General features: G+C 66.9%; 15 protein-coding genes and 1 pseudogene. 5 read left to right on the top strand and 11 right to left on the bottom strand.

Going from position 1 to position 19960, the window contains the following annotated elements:
• Positions 1 to 46 precede the first annotated feature (46 nt).
• A pseudogene (locus HMPREF2924_RS07110) lies at positions 47 to 1729 on the bottom strand (fatty acid--CoA ligase).
• Between the two features lie 181 nt (positions 1730 to 1910).
• On the opposite strand from HMPREF2924_RS07110, the gene HMPREF2924_RS07105 reads away from it, so the two are divergent.
• On the top strand, positions 1911 to 3086 hold the full coding sequence (locus HMPREF2924_RS07105; RefSeq protein WP_003132617.1) for an acetyl-CoA C-acyltransferase: 1176 nt from the start codon (positions 1911 to 1913) through the stop codon (positions 3084 to 3086).
• A gap of 56 nt (positions 3087 to 3142) precedes the next feature.
• Here HMPREF2924_RS07105 and HMPREF2924_RS07100 read toward each other — a convergent pair whose 3' ends face one another.
• Entirely contained in the window at positions 3143 to 4324 is a 1182-nt protein-coding gene (locus HMPREF2924_RS07100) for an MFS transporter (RefSeq protein ID WP_070700428.1), read from the bottom strand.
• Positions 4325 to 4425: 101 nt separating this feature from the next.
• Here HMPREF2924_RS07100 and HMPREF2924_RS07095 point away from each other — a divergent pair, with 101 nt between their 5' ends.
• A complete protein-coding gene (locus HMPREF2924_RS07095) occupies positions 4426 to 5214 on the top strand; it encodes an AraC family transcriptional regulator (protein ID WP_003132615.1) in 789 nt (262 codons plus the stop codon).
• Positions 5215 to 5511: 297 nt separating this feature from the next.
• Here HMPREF2924_RS07095 and HMPREF2924_RS07090 read toward each other — a convergent pair whose 3' ends face one another.
• The 3 genes from HMPREF2924_RS07090 to cioA are packed head-to-tail and all read right to left on the bottom strand — an operon-like array spanning position 5512 to position 8173.
• Positions 5512 to 5682, bottom strand: a complete 171-nt coding sequence (locus HMPREF2924_RS07090) for a DUF2474 domain-containing protein (protein ID WP_003132613.1) — start codon at positions 5680 to 5682, stop codon at positions 5512 to 5514.
• A gap of 13 nt (positions 5683 to 5695) precedes the next feature.
• Complete coding sequence (gene cioB, locus HMPREF2924_RS07085) at positions 5696 to 6703, bottom strand: cyanide-insensitive cytochrome bd quinol oxidase subunit II (protein WP_003093053.1); 1008 nt, start codon at positions 6701 to 6703, stop codon at positions 5696 to 5698.
• 3 nt (positions 6704 to 6706) lie between these two features.
• Positions 6707 to 8173, bottom strand: a complete 1467-nt coding sequence (cioA, locus tag HMPREF2924_RS07080; protein WP_003093054.1) for a cyanide-insensitive cytochrome bd quinol oxidase subunit I — start codon at positions 8171 to 8173, stop codon at positions 6707 to 6709.
• A 437-nt stretch (positions 8174 to 8610) separates the two neighbouring features.
• On the opposite strand from cioA, the gene HMPREF2924_RS07075 reads away from it, so the two are divergent.
• The 3 genes from HMPREF2924_RS07075 to betT all read left to right on the top strand — a co-directional run bounded on the left by HMPREF2924_RS07075 (position 8611) and on the right by betT (position 12691).
• Positions 8611 to 9390, top strand: coding sequence for a MetQ/NlpA family ABC transporter substrate-binding protein (locus tag HMPREF2924_RS07075; protein WP_003093057.1), 780 nt, complete (start codon positions 8611 to 8613; stop codon positions 9388 to 9390).
• Positions 9391 to 9565: 175 nt separating this feature from the next.
• A complete protein-coding gene (locus HMPREF2924_RS07070; protein WP_003132612.1) occupies positions 9566 to 10540 on the top strand; it encodes a sigma 54-interacting transcriptional regulator in 975 nt (324 codons plus the stop codon).
• A 189-nt stretch (positions 10541 to 10729) separates the two neighbouring features.
• On the top strand, positions 10730 to 12691 hold the full coding sequence (gene betT / locus HMPREF2924_RS07065; RefSeq protein ID WP_003132611.1) for a choline BCCT transporter BetT: 1962 nt from the start codon (positions 10730 to 10732) through the stop codon (positions 12689 to 12691).
• Positions 12692 to 12798: 107 nt separating this feature from the next.
• On the opposite strand, the gene HMPREF2924_RS07060 is transcribed toward betT, so the two are convergent.
• The 6 genes from HMPREF2924_RS07060 to HMPREF2924_RS07035 form a co-directional block, all read right to left on the bottom strand.
• Positions 12799 to 14835, bottom strand: coding sequence for an OPT family oligopeptide transporter (locus HMPREF2924_RS07060; RefSeq protein ID WP_003132610.1), 2037 nt, complete (start codon positions 14833 to 14835; stop codon positions 12799 to 12801).
• Positions 14836 to 14997: 162 nt separating this feature from the next.
• Positions 14998 to 15831 (bottom strand): taurine dioxygenase, encoded by an 834-nt coding sequence (gene tauD / locus HMPREF2924_RS07055; RefSeq protein ID WP_003114311.1) that lies wholly within the window; start codon positions 15829 to 15831, stop codon positions 14998 to 15000.
• Between the two features lie 106 nt (positions 15832 to 15937).
• The gene (locus HMPREF2924_RS07050; RefSeq protein WP_003114312.1) at positions 15938 to 16756 is read right to left on the bottom strand and encodes an ABC transporter permease subunit; all 819 of its coding nucleotides are present in this window, start codon (positions 16754 to 16756) and stop codon (positions 15938 to 15940) included.
• Positions 16746 to 17537, bottom strand: coding sequence for a taurine ABC transporter ATP-binding protein (locus HMPREF2924_RS07045; protein ID WP_009313396.1), 792 nt, complete (start codon positions 17535 to 17537; stop codon positions 16746 to 16748). Before HMPREF2924_RS07045 ends, HMPREF2924_RS07050 begins: the two co-directional genes overlap by 11 nt.
• Before the next feature lie 64 nt (positions 17538 to 17601).
• Positions 17602 to 18615, bottom strand: a complete 1014-nt coding sequence (tauA, locus tag HMPREF2924_RS07040) for a taurine ABC transporter substrate-binding protein (RefSeq protein ID WP_003110398.1) — start codon at positions 18613 to 18615, stop codon at positions 17602 to 17604.
• A 205-nt stretch (positions 18616 to 18820) separates the two neighbouring features.
• The gene (locus tag HMPREF2924_RS07035) at positions 18821 to 19741 is read right to left on the bottom strand and encodes an acyl-CoA dehydrogenase family protein (protein WP_003132609.1); all 921 of its coding nucleotides are present in this window, start codon (positions 19739 to 19741) and stop codon (positions 18821 to 18823) included.
• Positions 19742 to 19960 lie beyond the last annotated feature (219 nt).

The raw sequence follows: 19960 nt of genomic DNA, 5'->3' as shown, positions 1-19960 counted from the left end.
GCGTTTGCTTGGCCTCCGGGCGTTTCAGCGGTGTAGGAAAGCCCCGTCAGACGGTCGACAGGAAGGCGCTGCCGGCTTCCTGCCACTGGGCGATCTCGATACGGATGCGCTTCTTGTCCAGCTTGCCGACGCTGGTCTTGGGAATATCGGTAACAACCGCGATCTGCGAGGGGATCGCCCACTTGTTGATGTTGCCCTGCTCGACGAAAGGCTTGAGGTGCTCCTTCAGACCCCGGGCGTCCAGTTGCTGGCCCTCGCGCACCACCAGCAGGGCGAACGGGCGCTCGCCCCATTGCGGATCGGGCACCCCGACCACCGCCACTTCGCGTACCGCCGGATGGCGGCTGATCAGGTCTTCCAGCTCCAGGGAGGACAGCCACTCGCCGCCGGTCTTGATCACGTCCTTGATGCGGTCGCGGATCTCGATGAAGCCCATGCCGTCCAGGGTCGCCACGTCGCCGGTATGCATCCAGCCGCCGCGCCACAACTCCTCGCCGCGCTCGGGTTCGCGGAAATACCCCTGGGTCAGCCATGGCGAGCGCAACACCAGCTCGCCCTGGGACTCGCCGTCGGCCGGGAGGAAGCGGCCCTGTTCGTCCATGATCGCCGCATCCACCAGCGGCACCGGCACGCCGGCCTTGATCCGGTAGGTGGTGCGCTCGTCCTCGCTTCCGGCCAGCAGTTCGTCGTTGAGGTAGGCGCAGGAAATCAGCGGACAGGTCTCCGACATGCCGTAGGCGGCGGTCAGTTGGATGCCGCGCGCCTTGGCCGCCTCGTAGAGCGAGCGGTTCAGCGCGCTCCCGCCGATGATCACCTTCCAGCCCTTGAAGTCCACGCCCTGGGCAGCCCTGGCGTTCATCACCATCTGCAGGATGGTCGGCACGCAGTGGGAGAAGGTGACCTTCTCGCGCTTCCACAGTTCGACCAGCAGTTCCGGATCGTAACGCCCGGGATAGACCTGCTTGACCCCGAGCATGGTCGCCACGTACGGAGTGCCCCAGGCGTGGACATGGAACATCGGGGTGATCGGCATGTACACGTCGCTGGTACCGAGCAGGCGGATGCTGTCCAGGCTGCCGATGGTCGAAGCCATCGCCAGGGTGTGCAGGACCAGTTGCCGGTGGCTGAAATACACACCTTTCGGATTGCCGGTGGTGCCGGTGGTGTAGAAGGTGGTGGCGATGGAGTTCTCGTCGAAATCGGGGAAGTCGTAGCGCGGGCTGGCCGCGGCCAGCAGCGACTCGTATTCGCCGACCAGGCCGGGCAGTTCCGCGCTCTTCTCCGCGCCGTCGGTGAGCAGGATGGTCCGCTCCACCGTGGCCAGCTGCCCCGCCACCGCCTAGTAGAGCGGGACGAACTCGCTGTTCACCAGCACGAAGCGATCCTCGGCGTGGTTCATGGTGTAGAGGATCTGCTCCGGGGAGAGGCGGATATTGATGGTATGCAGCACCGCCCCGATCATCGGGATGGCGAACATGCATTCCAGGTAGCGATGGCTGTCCCAGTCCATCACCGCCACCGTGTCGCCGGCCTTCACCCCGGCCTCGCTGAGTACGTTGGCCAGGCGCGCGACGCGCTCGTTGAAGGTGGCGTAGCTGTAGCGCACCTGGTCGCGGTAGACGATTTCATGACTCTTTTCGTAACGACGGCCGGAAAGCATCAGGCTCTTGATCAGCAACGGATACTGATAAGCGCCGGCGGCGGCCGGGATGAGACGGGTCTTCAGCATGGGGCGTACACCTGGGAGCGGGTTCGTTGTCAGGATGAGGCCGACTCTAGAGCCGTCGGCGGGCTTTGTTCATCAGTCAAAAGAGTGATTTGCCCCGTGACCTTTCGGAGCCTCCCGGTCACAAGATAGAATCCGCCCACTGAATCGTTCAGACCCTATCCAGAACAAGAGGTAACGTTCCATGTCCGATATCGTCATCGTCGCCGGCGCCCGTACTCCCATGGGCGGCTTCCAGGGCAGCCTGGCCGGCGTTTCCGCGGTCGACCTGGGTGCCGTCGTGATCCGCGAAGCGGTGCAGCGCGCCGGCATCGCCGCCGAGGACGTACAGGAAGTGATCATGGGTTGCGTCCTGCCCGCCGGCCTGAAGCAAGGCCCGGCCCGCCAGGCCGCGCTGGCGGCCGGCCTGCCCGCCGCCACCGGCTGCACCACCATCAACAAGCTGTGCGGCTCGGGGATGAAGGCGGTGATGCTGGCCCACGACCTGCTCAAGGCTGGCACCAACCAGGTGATGGTCGCCGGTGGCATGGAAAGCATGTCCAACGCGCCCTATGTCCTGGAGAAAGCCCGCAGCGGCCTGCGCATGGGCCACGGCGAGATCAAGGACCACATGTTCCTCGACGGCCTAGAGGACGCCCGTACCGGCCGTTTGATGGGTTCGTTCGCCCAGGAGACCGCCGACAAGTACGGCGTGACCCGCGAGGAGATGGACGCCTATGCCATCGAATCGCTCAAGCGCGCCCAGGCCGCCATCGCCGATGGCTCGCTGGCGGCGGAAATCGTCCCGGTCACCGTCACCAGCCGCAAGGGCGAGAGCGTGGTGAAGGACGACGAGCAACCGCTGACCGCCAACCTGGAGAAGATCCCCAGCCTCAAGCCGGCGTTCCGCAAGGACGGCACCATCACCGCCGCCAATGCCAGCTCGATCTCCGACGGCGCCTCCGCGCTGGTCCTGATGACCGCCGAGGAAGCCCAGCGCCGTGGCCTGAAGCCGCTGGCGCGAATCGTCGGCCATGCCACCCAGAGCCAGGACCCGAGCGAGTTCACCCTGGCGCCGATCGGCGCGATGACCAACCTGTTCGCCAGGACCGGCTGGAGCAAGGACGACGTCGACCTGTTCGAGATCAACGAAGCCTTCGCCATGGTCACCATGCTCGCCATGCGCGAACACGGCCTCGATCATGCCAAGGTCAATGTCTATGGCGGCGCCTGCGCCCAGGGCCATCCGGTCGGCTCCACCGGCTCGCGGATCATCCTCACCCTGATCAACGCCCTGCGCCAGAAAGGCGGCAAGCGCGGCGTCGCCTCGCTGTGCATCGGCGGCGGCGAAGCCACCGCCGTGGCGCTCGAACTGCTCTGATACGGCGTTGAGCCATCGGCGCCCGGCCGGCTCGCACTGTCCGGGCGCCCTCTTCCTCAGGTGCCCACCGCGGCGCTGCGCGCCGGACGCGGAAACACCAGCGCCGCGGCGAAGGTCAGCGCGGCGAAGCCCGCCAGTACCAGGTACAACCCCAGCAGCCCCTGCCGTGGCTCCAGGTAGGCGATCATCGGGATCGCCGCCGCGCTGGCGCCGAACGACAGGAAATAGCGCAGGGCGAAGACCCGCGCCTGCCACTGCGGCGCGACGAAGTGGGCGACCATCGCGTCGTTCACCGTCACCTGGCCGAACACCGCGAACATGAACAGCGCGCCGAACAGTACCACCGCGCTGCCGTGGCCGTAGGCCAGGGCCAGCAGCAGCGGCACCTGGCAGAAGGTGAGGAAGACGAACGGCAACTTCAGGTTCAGGCGATCGATCAGGCGGCCCATGATCAGTTGCGCCACCGCGCCGAAGGCATAGGCCAGGCTGACCACCACGCCAAGGGTCTGCGGCGACGCCAGCAAGTCGCTCAGGCGCTCCTGGAACAGCTTCGGGTAGGTCACGGTGCTGGCGTTGAACCCCACCCCGCCGGTGGCGGTGACCAGCGCCAGCACGCCGAACACCCGGCGCATCGACAGACCCTCGCTGTCCTCGCCACGCGCCGCGGCCTTGGCCGACAGGTGCGGCGATGGCTCCTCGCGCACGCAGAAGAAAAAGCCGATGCCGAGCAGGATGGCCACCCCGCCGGGCAGGATGAACGCCGCACGCCAACCGAAGTGCGCGGTGAGAAAGCCGGTAAGCAGCGCGGCGAAGGCGACCCCGAGGTTACCCCACATACCGTTGATGCCGATCTCGCGGCCGCGGTTCTCCGCGTGTGCCACCAGCATCGCGGTGCCGACCGGGTGGTAGATCGCGGCGAATACCCCGATCAGGGTCAGCCCGGTCACCAGCATCGGTACGCTGCCAGCCAGCCCGGTGAGCAGTGCGGCGGCGCCGATACCGAAGAAGAACAGCAGCATCATCCGCCGCCGGCTCCAGGTATCGCCCAGCCAGCCGGCCGGCAGCGAACAGGCGCCGAAGGCGATGAAACCGCCCAGCGACAGGCCGATCAGACCGGCGTAGTCGAGGTCGAAGCTGCCGGCCATGCCGAGCACGGCGGCGGGGAAGATCAGCATGAACATGTGGTCGATGACATGCGCGGCGTTGATGAAGCGGATAACGGTTCGAGGTCGGTTCATGGCGTGCGGTCTGAATGGTCGGTGAGGAATGGGCGTCATGACCCGGGCATGATAGGTTGACCGAAAAGCGCAGACAGGACAGCGAGGTCATCGAAACGGACATGCTGATCGAGCACCGCCCGGACGGCCTGCTGGCCGCCATCTCCCTCGACTTCCCCGACGGCCATCACCTGGGGCGGCATTTCCACCCGCAGGCGCAGTTCCTCTACGCCGCTCGCGGCCTGATGCGCCTGGCCACCCACCACGGCGCCTGGGTGATCCCGCCGACCCGCGCGGTATGGATTCCGCCCCGGGTGGAGCACGAGATATTCATGTCCGGCGAGGTGCACATGCGCACCCTGTTCATCGAGCCACCCGAAACGCCGACACCGCTAAGCGACTGTTGCGTACTGGCGGTGACGCCGCTGCTGCGGGAAATGATCCTGCGCGCCATCCACCTCGAGAGCCAGCCGCGCCTGGACGACTTCCGCCAGCGCCTGCAAGGGCTGATCCTCAGCGAGATCGCCAACCTCGAACGGATGCCGCTGTACCTGCCGATGCCCCGCGACCGCCGCTTGCAGGCGATCTGCCAGGCATTGCTGAAACAGCCGGAACTGGGGCTGACCCTCGATGACTGGGGCCTGCGGGTCGGCGCCAGCTCACGCACCCTGGCGCGGCTGTTCGCCCAGGAACTGCAGATGAGCTTCCATGAGTGGCGCCAGCAACTGCGCCTGACCGAAGCCCTGCCGCGCCTGCTGGCCGGCGACAGCGTGCAGGTGGTCGCCCGCGACCTCGGCTACGGCAGTACGCGGGCCTTCAGCAGCATGTTCCGCCGCCTGCTCGGCGAAACCCCGCGCGACTACCTGGGGCGACTGGAGCAACTGGCACGGGTCAGGGGCCGCGAGGACTGATGCCCCACGGCGCAACGCCAAGCAATGGCAATTCGGCGGATAACGCCTGCGGCGTCATTCGCCCTACCAAGGCGCCGCTAGGGCGCATCCGCCGCATCGCCCGACCCAAGGCTCCCGTAGGGCGCATAACCGCAGCGCGGTTATCCGCCGAACCGGCCTGGATGGTGCAAGGCGGGAACGCGAGGATTGACGCCCTACGGCGCAACACCGAGCACTGGCGGATCGGCGGACAAAAAGAAGCCCTCCAGCGGAGGGCTCTCGGAAAAGGGCGCCGGAGCGCCCGGATGGGATCGTCGATCAGTGCGGGACGCCCAGCCCCGCCGCGCTCATGAACAGGCGCATCAGCCAGGCGGCGACGCCCAGGGCCAGCACGCTGGCGGTCCAGATGCCCGCCAACCAGGCCAGGCGTCGCCAGAGCGGTGGTTTGGCCGCGTTATCTCGTTCGGGATGACTCGGCGTACGGACCATATGCGGCGCCTCCTCAGTGATAGCCATCGCCGTGCTTCACCTTGCCGCGGAACACGTAGTAGCTCCAGGCGGTGTAGCCGAGGATGAAGGGAATGATGAACAGCGCGCCGACCAGCATGAAGCCCTGGCTCTGCGGCGGCGCCGAGGCCTCCCAGATGCTCACCGCCGGCGGGATGATGTTCGGCCACAGGCTGATCCCCAGGCCGCTGTAGCCGAGGAAGATCAACACCAGGGTGAGCACGAACGGCTTCACGTGGTCGTTGTTGGCCACCGAGCGCAGCAGCGCATAGAAGGTCACCAGGACCAGGATCGGCACCGGCAGGAACCAGAACAGGTTCGGCAGGCTGAACCAGCGTGCGGCGATCTCGGCATGGGCCAGCGGCGTCCACAGGCTGACCACCCCGATGATCGCCAGCAGCACCAGCGCCAGCGGGCGCGCCAGGTCGTGCATGCGCTCCTGCAGGCGGCCTTCGGTCTTCATGATCAGCCAGGTGCAGCCGAGCAGGGTGTAGGCAACGATCAGGGCCAGGCCGCAGAACAGCGGGAACGGCGCGATCCAGTCCAGCGAACCGCCGGCGAAGCTGCGGTTCTCCACCGGGATGCCTTCGATGAAGGCGCCCAGCGCCACGCCCTGGAAGAAGGTCGCCACCAGCGAACCGCCGATGAACGCCTTGTCCCAGATGTGCTGCTTGGCCGGCTTGGCCTTGAAGCGGAACTCGAAGGCGACGCCGCGGAAGATCAGCCCGACGAGCATGAAGATCAACGGCAGGTAGAGCGCCGACAGGACCACCGCGTAGGCCAGCGGGAAGGCCCCGAACAGCGCCGCGCCGCCCAGCACCAGCCAGGTCTCGTTGCCGTCCCAGACTGGCGCCACGGTGTTCATCATCACATCGCGGTCGCCGCTGTCCTTGAAGAACGGATAGAGCATGCCGATGCCCAGGTCGAAGCCGTCCATCACCACGTACATCATGATGCCGAAGATGATGATGACCGCCCAGATGAGGGGAAGATCGATACCCATGTCTCAGTTCCTCTTGTCCTGGTCGCGGTCGGCCGCTTGCGCGTGGCCGTCGTGCTCTTCGTCGAAACCTTCGCCGGCGGCCGACAACGGCCGTGCCGGCGTGCGCTTCTGCCCGGCGCCTCCCGGGTTGGTCTCGCGTCCCTCATGGGTGACCGGGCCCTTGCGCACCAGGCGCATCATGTAGCCGATACCGACGCCGAACAGCGAGAAGTACACCACCACGAAGGTCAGCAGGGTCAGGCTCATCTGCGTCACGCTCTGCGCCGAGGAGGCGTCGGCGGTGCGCATCAGTCCGTAGACCACCCAGGGCTGGCGGCCCATCTCGGTGGTGAACCAGCCGGCGAGGATCGCGATCAGGCCGGACGGTCCCATCAGCAGGGTCAGGCGCAGGAAGGCCTTCGAGTTGAACAGCTTGTCCTGGCCGCGCCAGCGCAGCCACAGGCTCCAGACGCCGACCAGGATCATCAGCATGCCGAGGCCGGCCATGATCCGGAACGACCAGAACACCACGGTGGAGTTCGGCCGGTCTTCCGGCGGGAAGTCCTTCAGCGCCGGGATCGGCTCGGTCAGGCTGTGCTTGAGGATCAGGCTGCCGAGCACCGGGATCTCCACCTTGAAGCGGGTTTCCTCGCGCTGCATGTCCGGCCAGCCGAACAGGATCAGCGGGGTCGGCTCGCCGCTGCTGTTGTCCCAGTGGCCTTCCATCGCGGCGATCTTCGCCGGCTGGTGCTCCAGGGTATTGAGGCCATGGGCGTCGCCGATCAGCGCCTGTACCGGGGCGACGATCAGCGCCATCCACATGGCCATCGAGAGCATCTTGCGGATCGCCGGGTTGTCGCGCCCGCGCAGCAGGTGCCAGGCGGCCGAGGCGCCGACGAAGAAGGCGGTGGCGAGGAACGCGGCGACCGACATGTGCAGCAGGCGGTAGGGGAACGACGGGTTGAAGATCACCGCCACCCAGTCCACCGGGATCACCCGGCCGTCGACGATCTCGAAGCCCTGCGGGGTCTGCATCCAGCTGTTGGAAGCGAGGATCCAGAACGTCGAGATCAGCGTGCCGATCGCCACCATCACCGTGGCGAAGAAATGCAGGCCCGGTCCCACGCGGTTCCAGCCGAACAGCATGACACCGAGGAAACCGGCCTCGAGGAAGAACGCGGTGAGCACCTCGTAGGTCAGCAGCGGACCGGTGATGGACCCGGCGAAGTCGGAGAAATGGCTCCAGTTGGTGCCGAACTGGTACGCCATGACCAGCCCGGACACCACGCCCATGCCGAAGTTGACCGCGAAAATCTTCGACCAGAAATGATAGAGGTCGCGGTAGACCTCTTCGTTCGTTTTCAGCCAGAGGCCTTCCAGTACGGCCAGGTAGCTGGCCAACCCGATGGTGATCGCCGGGAAGATGATGTGGAAGGACACGGTGAACGCGAACTGGATGCGGGCAAGGTCGATAGCCTCCAATCCGAACATGGCAACTCCTCTTCAGGTTCTCGGCCCTTCCGGCTTACGTGCGGATTCGGCCGTGCTTCCTCACGCGCAACGCTACGCAAGGTTTTGGAACACATCCTTCAGCTATCGTTCTTGTCATTGGAAAGCGACCGCAGCCCTGGATGGCAGGAATGCGGGAAGGGTCGCAAGCAGATTCCCGGACCACCCGCCTTGATGCAGAGCAATTCGGTATGAAAATCTTACCCGTTAGCCTAGACCGTCCTACTGTGGTCGGTTGTCGCGAGACAAATTGCCTCAGCCCTCGCATATTCATTCATGGAATATAAAAATAAACAAATAATATTTTTATGGAATAAAAAGAGTCGCTACTCTCCCCTTCAAGCCGCCCCTCGCGTGTTGGCGCCCCTCCTTCACCGCCCTGCGCGCAGCGGCGGACAGCGCCCTACAAGGATCGAAGAATGAAAAAACTGCTCCTGCTGACTGCCCTGGCCTCCGTCATCAGCGTTTCCGCCAGCGCCGCGGAAAAGCTCATCGTCGCCGCCACGCCGATCCCTCACGCGGAAATCCTTGAGCTGATCAAGCCGACCCTGGCGAAGGAAGGCGTCGACCTGCAGATCAAGGTGTTCACCGACTACGTGCAGCCCAACGTGCAGGTCGCCGAGAAGCGTCTGGACGCCAACTACTTCCAGACCCTGCCGTACCTGGAGAACTTCAACAAAGGCAAGGGCACCAACCTGGTCACCGTGGTCGGCGTACACGTCGAACCCTTCGGTGGCTATTCGAGGAAATACAAGTCGCTGGCCGAGCTGCCCGACGGCGCCACCGTCGCCATCCCCAACGAAGGCAGCAACAGCGGGCGCGCCCTGCTGCTGTTGCAGAAGGCCGGCCTGCTCAAGCTGAAGGACCCGAACAACGCCCTGGCCACGCCCAAGGACATCGCCGAGAACCCGAAGAACCTGAAGTTCAAGGAACTCGAATCGGCCCTGTTGCCGCGCGTGCTGGACCAGGTCGACCTGGACCTTATCAACACCAACTACGCGCTGGAGGCCAAGCTCAACCCGGCCAAGGACGCGCTGGTCCTGGAAGACCGCGACTCGCCCTATGTGAACTACCTGGTGGCGCGTCCGGACAACAAGGACAGCGACGCCCTGAAGAAGCTTTCCGCCGCGCTGACCAGCCCGGAAGTGAAAGCCTTCATCGAGAAGAAATATGCCGGCGCGGTGGTCCCGGCCTTCTGACCCCAGCCCGTCCCGACTCCCACGCTGGGCGCCGTTGCAGCGCCCCTTGTTCACGCCGGTGTCGCATGGCTTGCACCGGCGTTTCTTTTTCCGCAACGGCCCCCGCCCGCAGCCGTCCCGGTCCGTCGTCGCGGCGCAGGCGCTGGAGGCGCCCCGTGCCGTCAAGGAGTTACCCATGAGCGAGAAACCACGCCCCGCGCCGTTGACCTTCCCCGACGCCGACCGCAGTCCGCTGAGCATCCGCGCCAAGGCCCTGGTGTTCTTCGACCCACGCTCGCACCGGGTCCGCGAAGAACTCGAGCGCCTCGCGCCGCAGGGCCAGCCGGTGCTGATCGAAGGCGAGACCGGCACCGGCAAGGAGCTGCTCGCCCGGCAGATCCACCGCCACAGCGAACGCGCCGGTCTGTTCGTCGCGGTCAGTTGCAGCGCCCTCAGTCGCAACCACGCCGAAGCCGAGCTGTTCGGCTACGCCCCCGGCGCCCACAACGGCCCGGTCGGCAGCCGCGCCGGCTGGTTCGGTTCGGCCAATGGCGGCACCCTGTACCTGGACGAGATCGGCGACCTGCCGCTGACGTTGCAGGCCAGGCTGCTACAGACGCTGGAGGAACGCGAGGTGCTGCGGGTCGGCGCGCAGCAGCCGATTCCCCATGACGTGCGCCTGGTCACCGCCACCAGCGTCGACCTGGACCAGGCGGTGCGCGCCGGCAAGTTCCTGGCCGGCCTGCAGCAGTACCTGCACGACGGCCGCCTGAGCCTGCCGCCATTGCGCGAACGTCCGGGAGACATCCTGCCGCTGGCGGAATACTTCGTCGGTGTCTATGCCCAGCGCCTGGACCTGCCGGTGCCGGCCATCGGCGTGGAGACCCAGCGGATCCTCGAGAGCTATCCCTGGCCAGGCAACATCCGCGAACTGGAAAACGTCGTCCACTTCGCCCTGCTGGTCAGCGACAAGGAAGAAATCCTGCCGCAGCATCTGAATTTTGGCGGGGCAACGCCAGACCCATCGTTGGCCGGTCTGCGGCGCCTGCTCGGCCAAGCCGGAGCGCCGTCGCTGGAGCAGGTACAGGCCCTGCTCCTGCAACTGGCCACCGAGCAGGCAGGCGGCGACGAGAAGGTGGGAAGGCGGCGCCTGGGACTGGCGGCGAACTGAAGGAATCCTTCGGCGAACGTGCGGGAAAAGCGCGGCGCCGAAGGCTTCCATACGTCCGAAGGATTGGCTCCCGAGCCCTTGATCGTGTTTATATTGAACGCTTGATCAAATTAAGGACGAGGAGACCAGCCTGTTTTGACTGACGCACAATCGCCCTCCGCCACCCCCTCCGCCCCCACGCCCATCCGCATGAATCCCCCGGTGTTCTACGGTGCGGCGATCCTGATCCTGCTGTTCGCCGCGGTGGTCATCGGCTTCCCCCAGCGCGCCGGCGAATGGTTGCTGGCCGCACAGACCTGGGCCTCGCAGACCGTCGGCTGGTACTACCTGCTGGCGATGACGCTGTACCTGATCTTCGTGGTGGTCACCGCGCTTTCCGGCTACGGCAAGATCAAGCTCGGTGCCGACCACGACGAGCCGGAATTCAGCTACCTGTCCTGGGCCGGCATGCTGTTCGCCGCCGGCATCAGCATCACCCTGTTCTTCTTTTGCGTATCCGAGCCGTTGACCCACTTCCTCCAGCCGCCGCAAGGCGAGGCCGGTACCCAGGAAGCCGCGCGGCAGGCCATGGAACTGCTGTTCCTGCACTGGGGCCTGCACGGCTGGGGCGTGTTCGCCCTGGTGGCGATGGCCCTGGCCTACTTCGCCTACCGCCACAACCTGCCACTGGCCCTGCGCTCGGCGCTCTACCCGTTGATCGGCAAGCGCATCAACGGGCCGGTCGGCTACACGGTGGACTGCTTCGGCATCATCGCCACGGTGTTCGGCCTCGGCGCCGACATGGGCTTCGGCGTGCTCCAGCTCAACTCCGGGCTGGACTACCTGTACGCCATCCCGCATACCCACCCGGTGCAGATGGCGCTCATCGTGCTGATGATGGGCGCGGCGATCTCGGTGGCGGTCTCCGGGGTCGACAAGGGCATCCGCATCCTCTCCGACATCAACATGCTGCTGGCCTGCAGCCTGCTGCTGTTCGTGCTGTTCGCCGGTCCGACCCAGCACCTGCTCAACACCCTGGTGCAGAACGTCGGCGACTACCTCGGCCACCTGCCGGGCAAGAGCTTCGACCTCTACGCCTACGGCGGTCCCAGCGACTGGCTGGGCTCGTGGACGGTGTTCTACTGGGCCTGGTGGATCGCCTGGGCGCCCTTCGTCGGCCTGTTCATCGCGCGCATCTCGCGCGGCCGGACGATCCGCGAATTCGTCTTCGGCGTGCTGTTCATCCCGCTCGGCTTCACCCTGGCGTGGATGTCGATCTTCGGCAACAGCGCCCTGGAGCAGGCCCTCGGCGGCGCCAGCGAACTCGGCCGGGTGGCCATCGAGCAGCCGTCGATGGCCCTCTACCAGATGCTCCAGAACTACCCCTGGAGCCGCGCGGTGATCACCGTCACTGTGCTGGTCAGCTTCGTCTTCTTCGTCACCTCGGCGGACTCCGGCACCGTGGTCCTCTCCACCCTCTCCGCCCACGGCGGCAGCGCCGACGACGACGGACCGAAGTGGCTGCGGGTGTTCTGGGGCTCGGTCACCGCGCTGGTCACCGGAGGGCTGCTGTTCGCCGGCAGCATCGACGCGCTGAAGTCGGCGGTGGTGCTGACCTCCCTGCCCTTCTCGCTGATCCTGCTATTGATGATGTGGGGCCTGCACAAGGCCTTCTACATGGAGTCGCAGCGCCAGCGGGCGCGGAGCCACTCCCTGGCGCCGCTGATGAGCGGCAACGGCAAGCGCTCCGGCGGCTGGAAGCGACGCCTGTCGCAGGCCGTGCACTTCCCCTCGCGGGACGAGGTGTACCGCTTCATGAACGATGTGGTGCGCCCGGCGATCAGCGAGGTTTCCGAGGTGTTCCGCGAGAAGGGCCTGGCGGTGGACGCCCAGCTCGACCCGGGCAACGCCTCGCTGAGCCTGGAGATCGGTCATGGCGAGCAGCATCGGTTCCTCTACCAGGTGCTGATGCGCGGCTACTTCACGCCGTCCTTCGCGCGTGCCGGCATGGGCGGCCTGCACCTGAAGAATCGCCGCTACTTCCGTGCCGAGGTGCATCTCGCCGAAGGTAGCCAGGACTACGATCTGATGGGCTACACCAAGGAGCAGATCATCAACGACATGCTCGACCAGTACGAGCGGCACCTGCAGTTCCTGCACCTGGTGCGTTGAGTGCAGGAAAAGGGGGCGCGCAGGGCGCCCCTTCCCTCATCCTCCGTCCCTGACCGCAGGGAATGACGCTAGCGGCAACATCCCCTCCCCGTGCAGCCACGAATCCCTCAGCGCGCCAGCACTCGCCGGTAGAACAGCACGCAGATCGCGACGAATACCACCAGTCCCAGCCATTGGGCGATGCCCGCGAAGCCGGCGCCGGCCAGCGCCAGCGGCGCGTCCTCGCCGGTGGCGCCGATCACCCCGGCGAGCAGGATGCCCATCAGGCTCTCGCCGACGATCAGCCCCGAGGCCAGCAGCACGCCGCGTCGCTTCGGCTCTTCGGCATAGGTCTCTTCGTCGACCCCGGCTGCCGCCGCGCGCTTCTTCAGGGCATTTTCCAGCAGCCAGGAAATCAGCGCGCCGACCACCAGGGTCATGCCGATGGTCGGCGGCAGGTAGATCCCCAGGCCCACCGCCAGCACCGGCAGGCAGGCCTTGCCGGTACGGCGCAGGAGCAGGTCGACGAGGATCAGGGCGATGCCCAGGGCGACGCCGATGAGAATCATGTTCCAGTTCAACGCGTCGTGGAAAATCCCGCTGGCGATCGCCGTCATCAGGGTCGCCTGCGGCGCGGCCAGGGCCTGGCCGGGGTCCATTCCCTCGCGCGGCAGGGCCCCAGTGAAGCCGTAGGCGCTGTAGAGCAGTTCCAGTACCGGCGGGATCACCAGCGCGCCGACGATGCAGCCGACGATCAGCGCGACCTGCTGGCGCCAGGGCGTGGCGCCGACCAGGTAGCCGGTCTTGAGGTCCTGCAGGTTGTCGTTGGAGATCGCCGCGATGGCCAGCACCACCGAGGTGGTGAACAGCGCCAGGGCGATCGCCAGCTTGCCGTTCTGGCGGTCCAGCAGGCCGCCCTCGATGCTGCCGAAGCCGAGTATCAGCAACGACACCAGGATGACCGCGATGATTCCGATCCCCGAGATCGGACTGCTCGACGAACCGACCAGGCCGGCCATGTAGCCGCAGGCGGCGGCGATCAGGAAGCCGAAGAAGAAGGCGAACACCACGCATACCGCCACCAGGCTCCAGAACTGCGGGCTGGCCATGTCCGGCGCAGCGGCACCGAGGAAGTGGCTGAAGACCACGAACAGCGAGACCAGCAGTATCCCGGCGATCAGCAGGATCCACTTGGCCGGCATATCCAGCTCGGTGCGCAGGCTGTTCGCCTGGCTATTGCCGCGCACTGCCCCGAGGGAGGCCCAGACGCCCCGCACCATCGGCTTGAACAGGGTCGCCAGGGTCCACAGCGCGGCCACGCCGATGGTGCCGGCGCCGAGGAAGCGCACCTGCGAACTCCACAGTTGGGTGGCTAGGTCCGACAGGCTCTGGCCGTCGGCCGGCACGCTGTTGACGGTCAGCAACGGCACCGCGACGCCCCAGGAGATCACCACGCCGATGAGGATCGCGATGCCGGCGGTGATGCCCATCAGGTAGCCGGCACCGACCAGCGCCAGGGAAAAACCGGTGGAAAGGCGGAACGCCGCCTGCCCGGCACTGAGCCAGACGCTGAAGCCTTCGGCGAGAACCTTGAAGCCGCTGCTCCAGAGGCTGAACAGCGCCGCCACCAGGCCGCCGCCGAGGATGTCGTAGAGCCCCGGCGCGTTACCGGCGGCACGCGGCGCGCGGGCGTCTTCCTCGTCCTCGGCGCCGTCGCTGCCGACCCGGAGGATTTCCGCCGCCGCCACCCCTTCCGGATACGGCAGTTCGCTCTGCACCACCATCACCCGGCGCAGCGGAATGGTATAGAGCACCCCGAGAATGCCGCCGATGGAGCAGATCGCCGCGGTCTGCCAGAACGGGAAGCCACTCCAGTAGCCGATCATCAGCAGGCCGGGAAGGATGAAGATGATCGAGGACAGGGTGCCGGCCGCCGAGGCCTGGGTCTGCACCATGTTGTTCTCGAGGATGTTGGCGCCGGAGAAGTAGCGCAGGACGGCCATCGAGATCACCGCCGCCGGGATCGACGAGGCGAAGGTCAGGCCGACCTTCAGACCGAGGTAGACGTTGGAGGCGGTGAAGACCACGGTGATCAGCGCACCGAGGATCAGGCCACGCAGGGTGAGCTCTGGCAGGGTCAGCTCATCCGGGATGCGTTCTTGCATGGATGAAAACTCTCGAAACAATTGGACCCGCCAAGCTTAGGCGAGAGCGGCACGCCGGGACACGACAGCGAATGTCGCAGAGGCGACCTTTTCGAGAGCAAAAGCTGGCGGAACGGACAGTTGCCGGCGCGGGCCGCCGGAGGAAGCCCGCGCGCGGCGTCGTCAGAAGGGCTTGTCGCCGAGGATGGTGGCGCGATGCATGACCCGCCGCTGTGGCCGGTAATCGTCCACCGCGTAGTGCTGGGTCACGCGGTTGTCCCAGAACGCCACGTCGTTTTCCTGCCAGCGCCAGCGCACGGTGAATTCAGGTCGCGTGGCATGGGCGAAGAGGAACTTCAGCAGCGCATCGCTCTCGGCCGGCTCCAGTTCGTTGATGCGGGTGGTAAAGCCATCGCTGACGAACAGGCCCTTGCGCCCGGTGACCGGATGGGTGCGCACCACCGGATGCGAGCGCGGCGGATTCTTCAGGCGGGCCTCCTCCAGGCGCGCCAGGTCGGCCTCGGTGACGCCGAAGCGCTCGCGGGGGAAGGACTTGCCGATGTCGTGGGTCGCCGTGAGGCCGTCCAGCAGGCGCCGCAGCGGCGCCGACAGCGCCTCGTAGGCCGCCGTGCTGCTCGCCCAGAGGGTGTCGCCGCCGTACGGCGGCAATTGCTTGGCGGCGAGCACCGCCCCCAGCGCCGGGGTCTCGAGGAAGGTCACGTCGGTGTGCCAGATGGCATTGTCGCGCACGTCGGTGACCGCGGTGTCGAGGACGATGACCTCCGGCTGCTCCGGCACGCTGGGGTAGATCGGATGGATGTGCAGGTCGCCGAAGCGGGCGGCGAAGCGCGCCTGGCTCCTGGGTTCCAGCGACTGGTCGCGGAAGAACAGCACCTGGTGTTCGAGCAGGGCCTGCTCGATGGCCCGCTGGCCGGTGTCGTCCAGCGGCGCGCCGAGGTCGATGCCGGAAACGATGGCGCCCAGGGCCGGGCTGATGGGTTGGATGGTCAGGCTCATGTCGTGCTACTCGTCGGGCAGGTTGCGGGCGCGTCCTGCGCGCCCTCGCTCCGGCCTTCGCCGCGAGGGTGAAGGTCGGTTCGGGAATGACTCGGGACTCTCGCGTTCAGCCCCAGGCGGCGAAGCGCCGCTGGACCCAGCGCAGCCCCAGTTCGAAGGCCAGGGCGATGGCGGCGATCAGCAGGATGCCGACCACCACCACGTCGGTGGCGAGGAATTGCGCGGCGGACTGGACCATGAAGCCGAGGCCGCGATTGGCCGCGATCAGTTCGGCAGCGACCAGGGTCGACCAGCCGACGCCGAGGGCGATGCGCAGGCCGGTGAGGACCTCCGGCAAGGCGCTCGGCAGGATCACGTAGCGCACCACCTGCCAGCGGCTGGCTCCCAGGCAGCGCACCGCCTGCACCCGCGATCGGTCGACGCGACGCACGCCGGCGGCGGTAGCGATCAGCAGCGGCGCGAACAGCGCCAGGTAGATCAGCAGCACCTTGCTCAGCTCGCCGATGCCGAACCAGATGACGATCAACGGCAGGTAGGCCAACGGCGGGATCGGCCGGTAGAACTCCACCAGCGGATCGAGGGCCGCTCCGGCCAAGGGGTTGAGGCCCATCAGCACGCCCAGCGGGATCGCCGTCAGCACCGCCGCGCCGAGCGCCAGGAGCACCCGCAGCAGACTGGTGCCGACGTGTTGCAGCAGGCTGGCATCGAGGTAGCCCTCCTGCCATAGCCGTTGCAGGGCTTCGAAGAGCTGTTCGGGCGCCGGCAGGAACAGCACGTCGACCCAGCCGAAACGGGTCGCCGCCCACCACAGCAGGGCCAGGGCCAGCACGCTGGCACCGGCGGCCCAGCGCCGACGGTCGCCGGGCAGGCGCCGCTTGCGCGGGACAGGATTGGCGACGGCGAGTCCGAGGGTATCAGTGGGCATGTTCGGCCTCCGCGACATCGAGGAATTCGTCCAGCAACGCCTGGCGCAAACGGCCGAACTCGGGATCGGACTTGATCGAACGCACCGTTTCGCCGGCGGCGTAGCGCCGCGCGAAGTCCACCGGCAGGCGCTTGACGATGCGCGCCGGCGGGCCGTCCATCACCACCAGGTCGGTAGCCAGGAACAGGGCTTCGTCGACGCTGTGGGTGATCAGGAAGAGGCCCTTGCCGGTCTGCTTCCACAGGTCCAGCAGGAGCACCTGCATGCGCTCGCGGGTCAGCGCGTCGAGCGCGCCGAACGGCTCGTCGAGCAGCAGGAAGTCCGGCTCGACCGCCAGCGCGCGTGCCAGCCCGAGGCGTTGCCGCTGGCCGCCGGAGAGCTGGGCGACGGACTGCTCGGCGTACTCCTGGAGGCCCACCAGTTGCAGGACCTGGCGCGCCCGCGCGGTGCGCTCGGCCTTGCCCAGGCCACGGATGCGCAGGCCCAGGGCGACGTTGTCGAGGGCGTTGAGCCAGGGCATCAGGGCGTCGTCCTGGAATACCACGCCGCGCTCGCCGCCAGGCCCTTCGAGTGTCCGGCCGTCGATCTGCACGCGTCCCTGGTCCGGCGTCTGGAAACCGGCGAGGATGTTCAGCAGTGTCGACTTGCCGCAGCCCGAAGGACCCAGCACCACCAGCGACTCGCCCTTGGCCAGGCCCAGGCTGAGATCGCGGAGGATGGCGCGGCGCTGGCCGCGCTGTTCGAATGAGAGGCTGATCGCCTCGGCCGTCAGACGGCTCATGTGTTCTGCCCTCCGTAGGGTAAGAAAGCCTCCGCTCCGACAGGCCGGAGCGGAGGCGCGGAATTCAGCGCTGGCCGACCTGGACCTGCTCCGCCTGGCGCACGAAGTCGGCGCTGACGTAGGGCGAGTAGTCGCCGAGGACGGCCGGCACGCGCTTCTGTTCCTTGAGGAATTCGGCAGTGCCGGCGATAGCCTTGGCGGTGCCGCCGCCGAGCAGGTCGGCGGACAGTTGCGCCTGGCTTTCCGGGAAGGTCGAGCCGGCCAGCAGTTCGGGGACGTCCCTGGGATCGGCGCCGGTCAGCCGGGCGATCTTCTTCACCGGCTCGGAGTCGGCGGTCCATTCGGCCTTGTGCGCGTTGTAGTCGGCGAAGGAATCGAGGCTGACGCGGGCGAAGCGGGCGACGATTTCAGGATGCTTCTCGGCGAAGTCCTTGCGCGCCACCCACACCTCGAAGGTCGGCGCACCCCACTGGCCGACTTCGGCGGCGTCGGTGAGGACCTTGCCGCTTTTCTTGATCTCGCCCAGCGCCGGCGACCAGACGAAGGCCCCGTCGATGTCGCCGCGACGCCAGGCGGCAGCGATCTCGGCCGGGTTGAGGTTGACGATCTTCACCTTGGACGGATCGATCTGCCAGTGCTTGAGGGCGCCGAGCAGGCTGTAGTGGGAGGTTGAAACGAACGGGGTAGCGATGGTCTTGCCGGCCAGGTCCTCGGGTTTCCCGATCCCGCTTCCATTGCGCACCACCAGCGCCTCGGCGGCGTTGATCTGCGCGGAAACGATGAAGGCGACGATCGGCAGCTTCCGCGAGGTCGCCGCTGCCAGCGGGCTGGACCCGATGTTGCCGAGTTGCAGGTCGCCGGAGGCGAGCGCGGCGATCACTTCCGGACCGCTGTTGAAGCGGCGCCAGTCGATCTTCTCGCCGATGGCTTTCTCGTACAGGCCATCGGCCTGGGGCACCTTGGTCGGGTCGATGCCGGTCTGGTAGCCGACCGTGATGTCGGCGGCCTGGGCGGCGACGGAAAGGCTGGCAAAGGCCAGGGCTGCCACCAGGCGGTGCAGGGAATTCGGGCGTTTCATCGGGCGAACCTCGGAGGCAACGGTGCCGCGCTCCGGAGGAGAACGGACCAGGGACGGGCAATGGGTGGCGACAGCGAGTCCGGTGGTCCGGTGCGATGCAGATTACAGATATAAAAAAAGCGATATAAATAATATTTTGGAATTAGTTTATGAGCGCGAACGCGCACCCGGATGCCCTTCCGCCCTTGCTCCATGCCCCCCGTCCCTACAGGGCCGCGCCCAGCAGACGGGCTTCCAGGGCCTGTCGGCGCAGGCAGGCGAGCAGCCCGGCGCGGGCCACCGCCTCCGCCTCGCTCGCCAGCAGCGACGCCGCCGCGCTTTCGCGGAATGTCAGCGCGCCGCCGCGGGCGAATGCCGCCTGGAAGGACTCCGCCGCCAGTTCGACAAGACGCAGCGCGAGGGCGAGGAGACGCGGCGCCTCTCCCTGCCCCGCCACCTCGCCCGGCACCCGCGCAGCCTGGCCCAGGTCGAGGTTGGCCTGGGCCAATCGGGTCAAGCCTTCGCGCAGTTGCCCGCACGGGGTCGGCGGCAGGCCGGGCGGCACCAGGATGTCCTCGGGATGCAGCCGCAGCCGCTGGTAATGCAGCCGCTGCCCGGCGGGCAAGAACAGCCCCGAGCCATCGGCGAGGCCGGAGATGTCGATGCCTGCCCGCCCCGTTTCGGCGACAGCGATCAGGTGAGCGCGGGAGGGCGCGTGCCAGGCTGAGATCAGCAAGCGATCCACGTCTTCCACGGCGAAGCAATCGCTACCCCGCCCACCCACCAGGAAACCGCCCCGCCAGTGCTCCTGCGCTTCGGGCTGGGCGCGCCGCAGATCGACCGCCTCGCTCCACAGCCAGCGACGCTCGACGCTGGCCGGCAACAGGCGGCGCTGCTGTTCAGGACTACCCAGCAGGCGAATGGAAGCGATCTGCAGATGATGCAGGGCCAGGCGCCGTGCCAGCTCGAGTTCCTGCTCGGCCAGGTGGCGGACGCCAGCGAAGATTTCCCCCCAGTCCCGCTCCATGCCGGCGAACACGCGCGGCACTGCCAGCGCCAGCAGTCCACTGTCGCGCAGGCTTGCCGCCCAACCGGCCATGGGTCGCGGTGTCCTGGGGTCGGGCGAGTGGAGCCGGGCTTCGCTCATGCGGCACCTCGAACGGGGAGCGAGGGCCAGGCGTTGGCGCGAGGTAAGCAGGCTCCGGTGATGGAAAGGGACGGGATGTCCTGCTTATAACCCTAATGGATGAAACCCTAACCTATAAATAACCAATAATCCTTAACTAAGAACCGGAGGCATGCGCCCCTGGCAGAACCATGAGGATGCGTCGGGCAACCGACGCCGGCATCATTCCGGACAGCCGCG

It is taken from the genome of Pseudomonas sp. HMSC063H08 (assembly GCF_001813645.1).
Taxonomy (GTDB): domain Bacteria; phylum Pseudomonadota; class Gammaproteobacteria; order Pseudomonadales; family Pseudomonadaceae; genus Pseudomonas; species Pseudomonas aeruginosa.
This window is presented reverse-complemented; position numbering and strand designations above follow the sequence as displayed.

What these genes read in the sequence shown, in the direction of transcription:
- HMPREF2924_RS07045 (WP_009313396.1), bottom strand. Translation starts at nt 17,537, where the DNA reads ATGAGCCGTCTGACGGCCGAGGCGATCAGCCTCTCATTCGAACAGCGC.
- betT (WP_003132611.1), top strand. Translation starts at nt 10,730, where the DNA reads ATGAATCCCCCGGTGTTCTACGGTGCGGCGATCCTGATCCTGCTGTTC.
- tauD (WP_003114311.1), bottom strand. Translation starts at nt 15,831, where the DNA reads ATGAGCCTGACCATCCAACCCATCAGCCCGGCCCTGGGCGCCATCGTT.
- HMPREF2924_RS07100 (WP_070700428.1), bottom strand. Translation starts at nt 4,324, where the DNA reads ATGAACCGACCTCGAACCGTTATCCGCTTCATCAACGCCGCGCATGTC.
- HMPREF2924_RS07050 (WP_003114312.1), bottom strand. Translation starts at nt 16,756, where the DNA reads ATGCCCACTGATACCCTCGGACTCGCCGTCGCCAATCCTGTCCCGCGC.
- tauA (WP_003110398.1), bottom strand. Translation starts at nt 18,615, where the DNA reads ATGAAACGCCCGAATTCCCTGCACCGCCTGGTGGCAGCCCTGGCCTTT.
- cioA (WP_003093054.1), bottom strand. Translation starts at nt 8,173, where the DNA reads ATGTTCGGATTGGAGGCTATCGACCTTGCCCGCATCCAGTTCGCGTTC.
- HMPREF2924_RS07090 (WP_003132613.1), bottom strand. Translation starts at nt 5,682, where the DNA reads ATGGTCCGTACGCCGAGTCATCCCGAACGAGATAACGCGGCCAAACCA.
- HMPREF2924_RS07060 (WP_003132610.1), bottom strand. Translation starts at nt 14,835, where the DNA reads ATGCAAGAACGCATCCCGGATGAGCTGACCCTGCCAGAGCTCACCCTG.
- HMPREF2924_RS07035 (WP_003132609.1), bottom strand. Translation starts at nt 19,741, where the DNA reads ATGAGCGAAGCCCGGCTCCACTCGCCCGACCCCAGGACACCGCGACCC.
- HMPREF2924_RS07070 (WP_003132612.1), top strand. Translation starts at nt 9,566, where the DNA reads ATGAGCGAGAAACCACGCCCCGCGCCGTTGACCTTCCCCGACGCCGAC.
- HMPREF2924_RS07075 (WP_003093057.1), top strand. Translation starts at nt 8,611, where the DNA reads ATGAAAAAACTGCTCCTGCTGACTGCCCTGGCCTCCGTCATCAGCGTT.
- cioB (WP_003093053.1), bottom strand. Translation starts at nt 6,703, where the DNA reads ATGGGTATCGATCTTCCCCTCATCTGGGCGGTCATCATCATCTTCGGC.
- HMPREF2924_RS07095 (WP_003132615.1), top strand. Translation starts at nt 4,426, where the DNA reads ATGCTGATCGAGCACCGCCCGGACGGCCTGCTGGCCGCCATCTCCCTC.
- HMPREF2924_RS07105 (WP_003132617.1), top strand. Translation starts at nt 1,911, where the DNA reads ATGTCCGATATCGTCATCGTCGCCGGCGCCCGTACTCCCATGGGCGGC.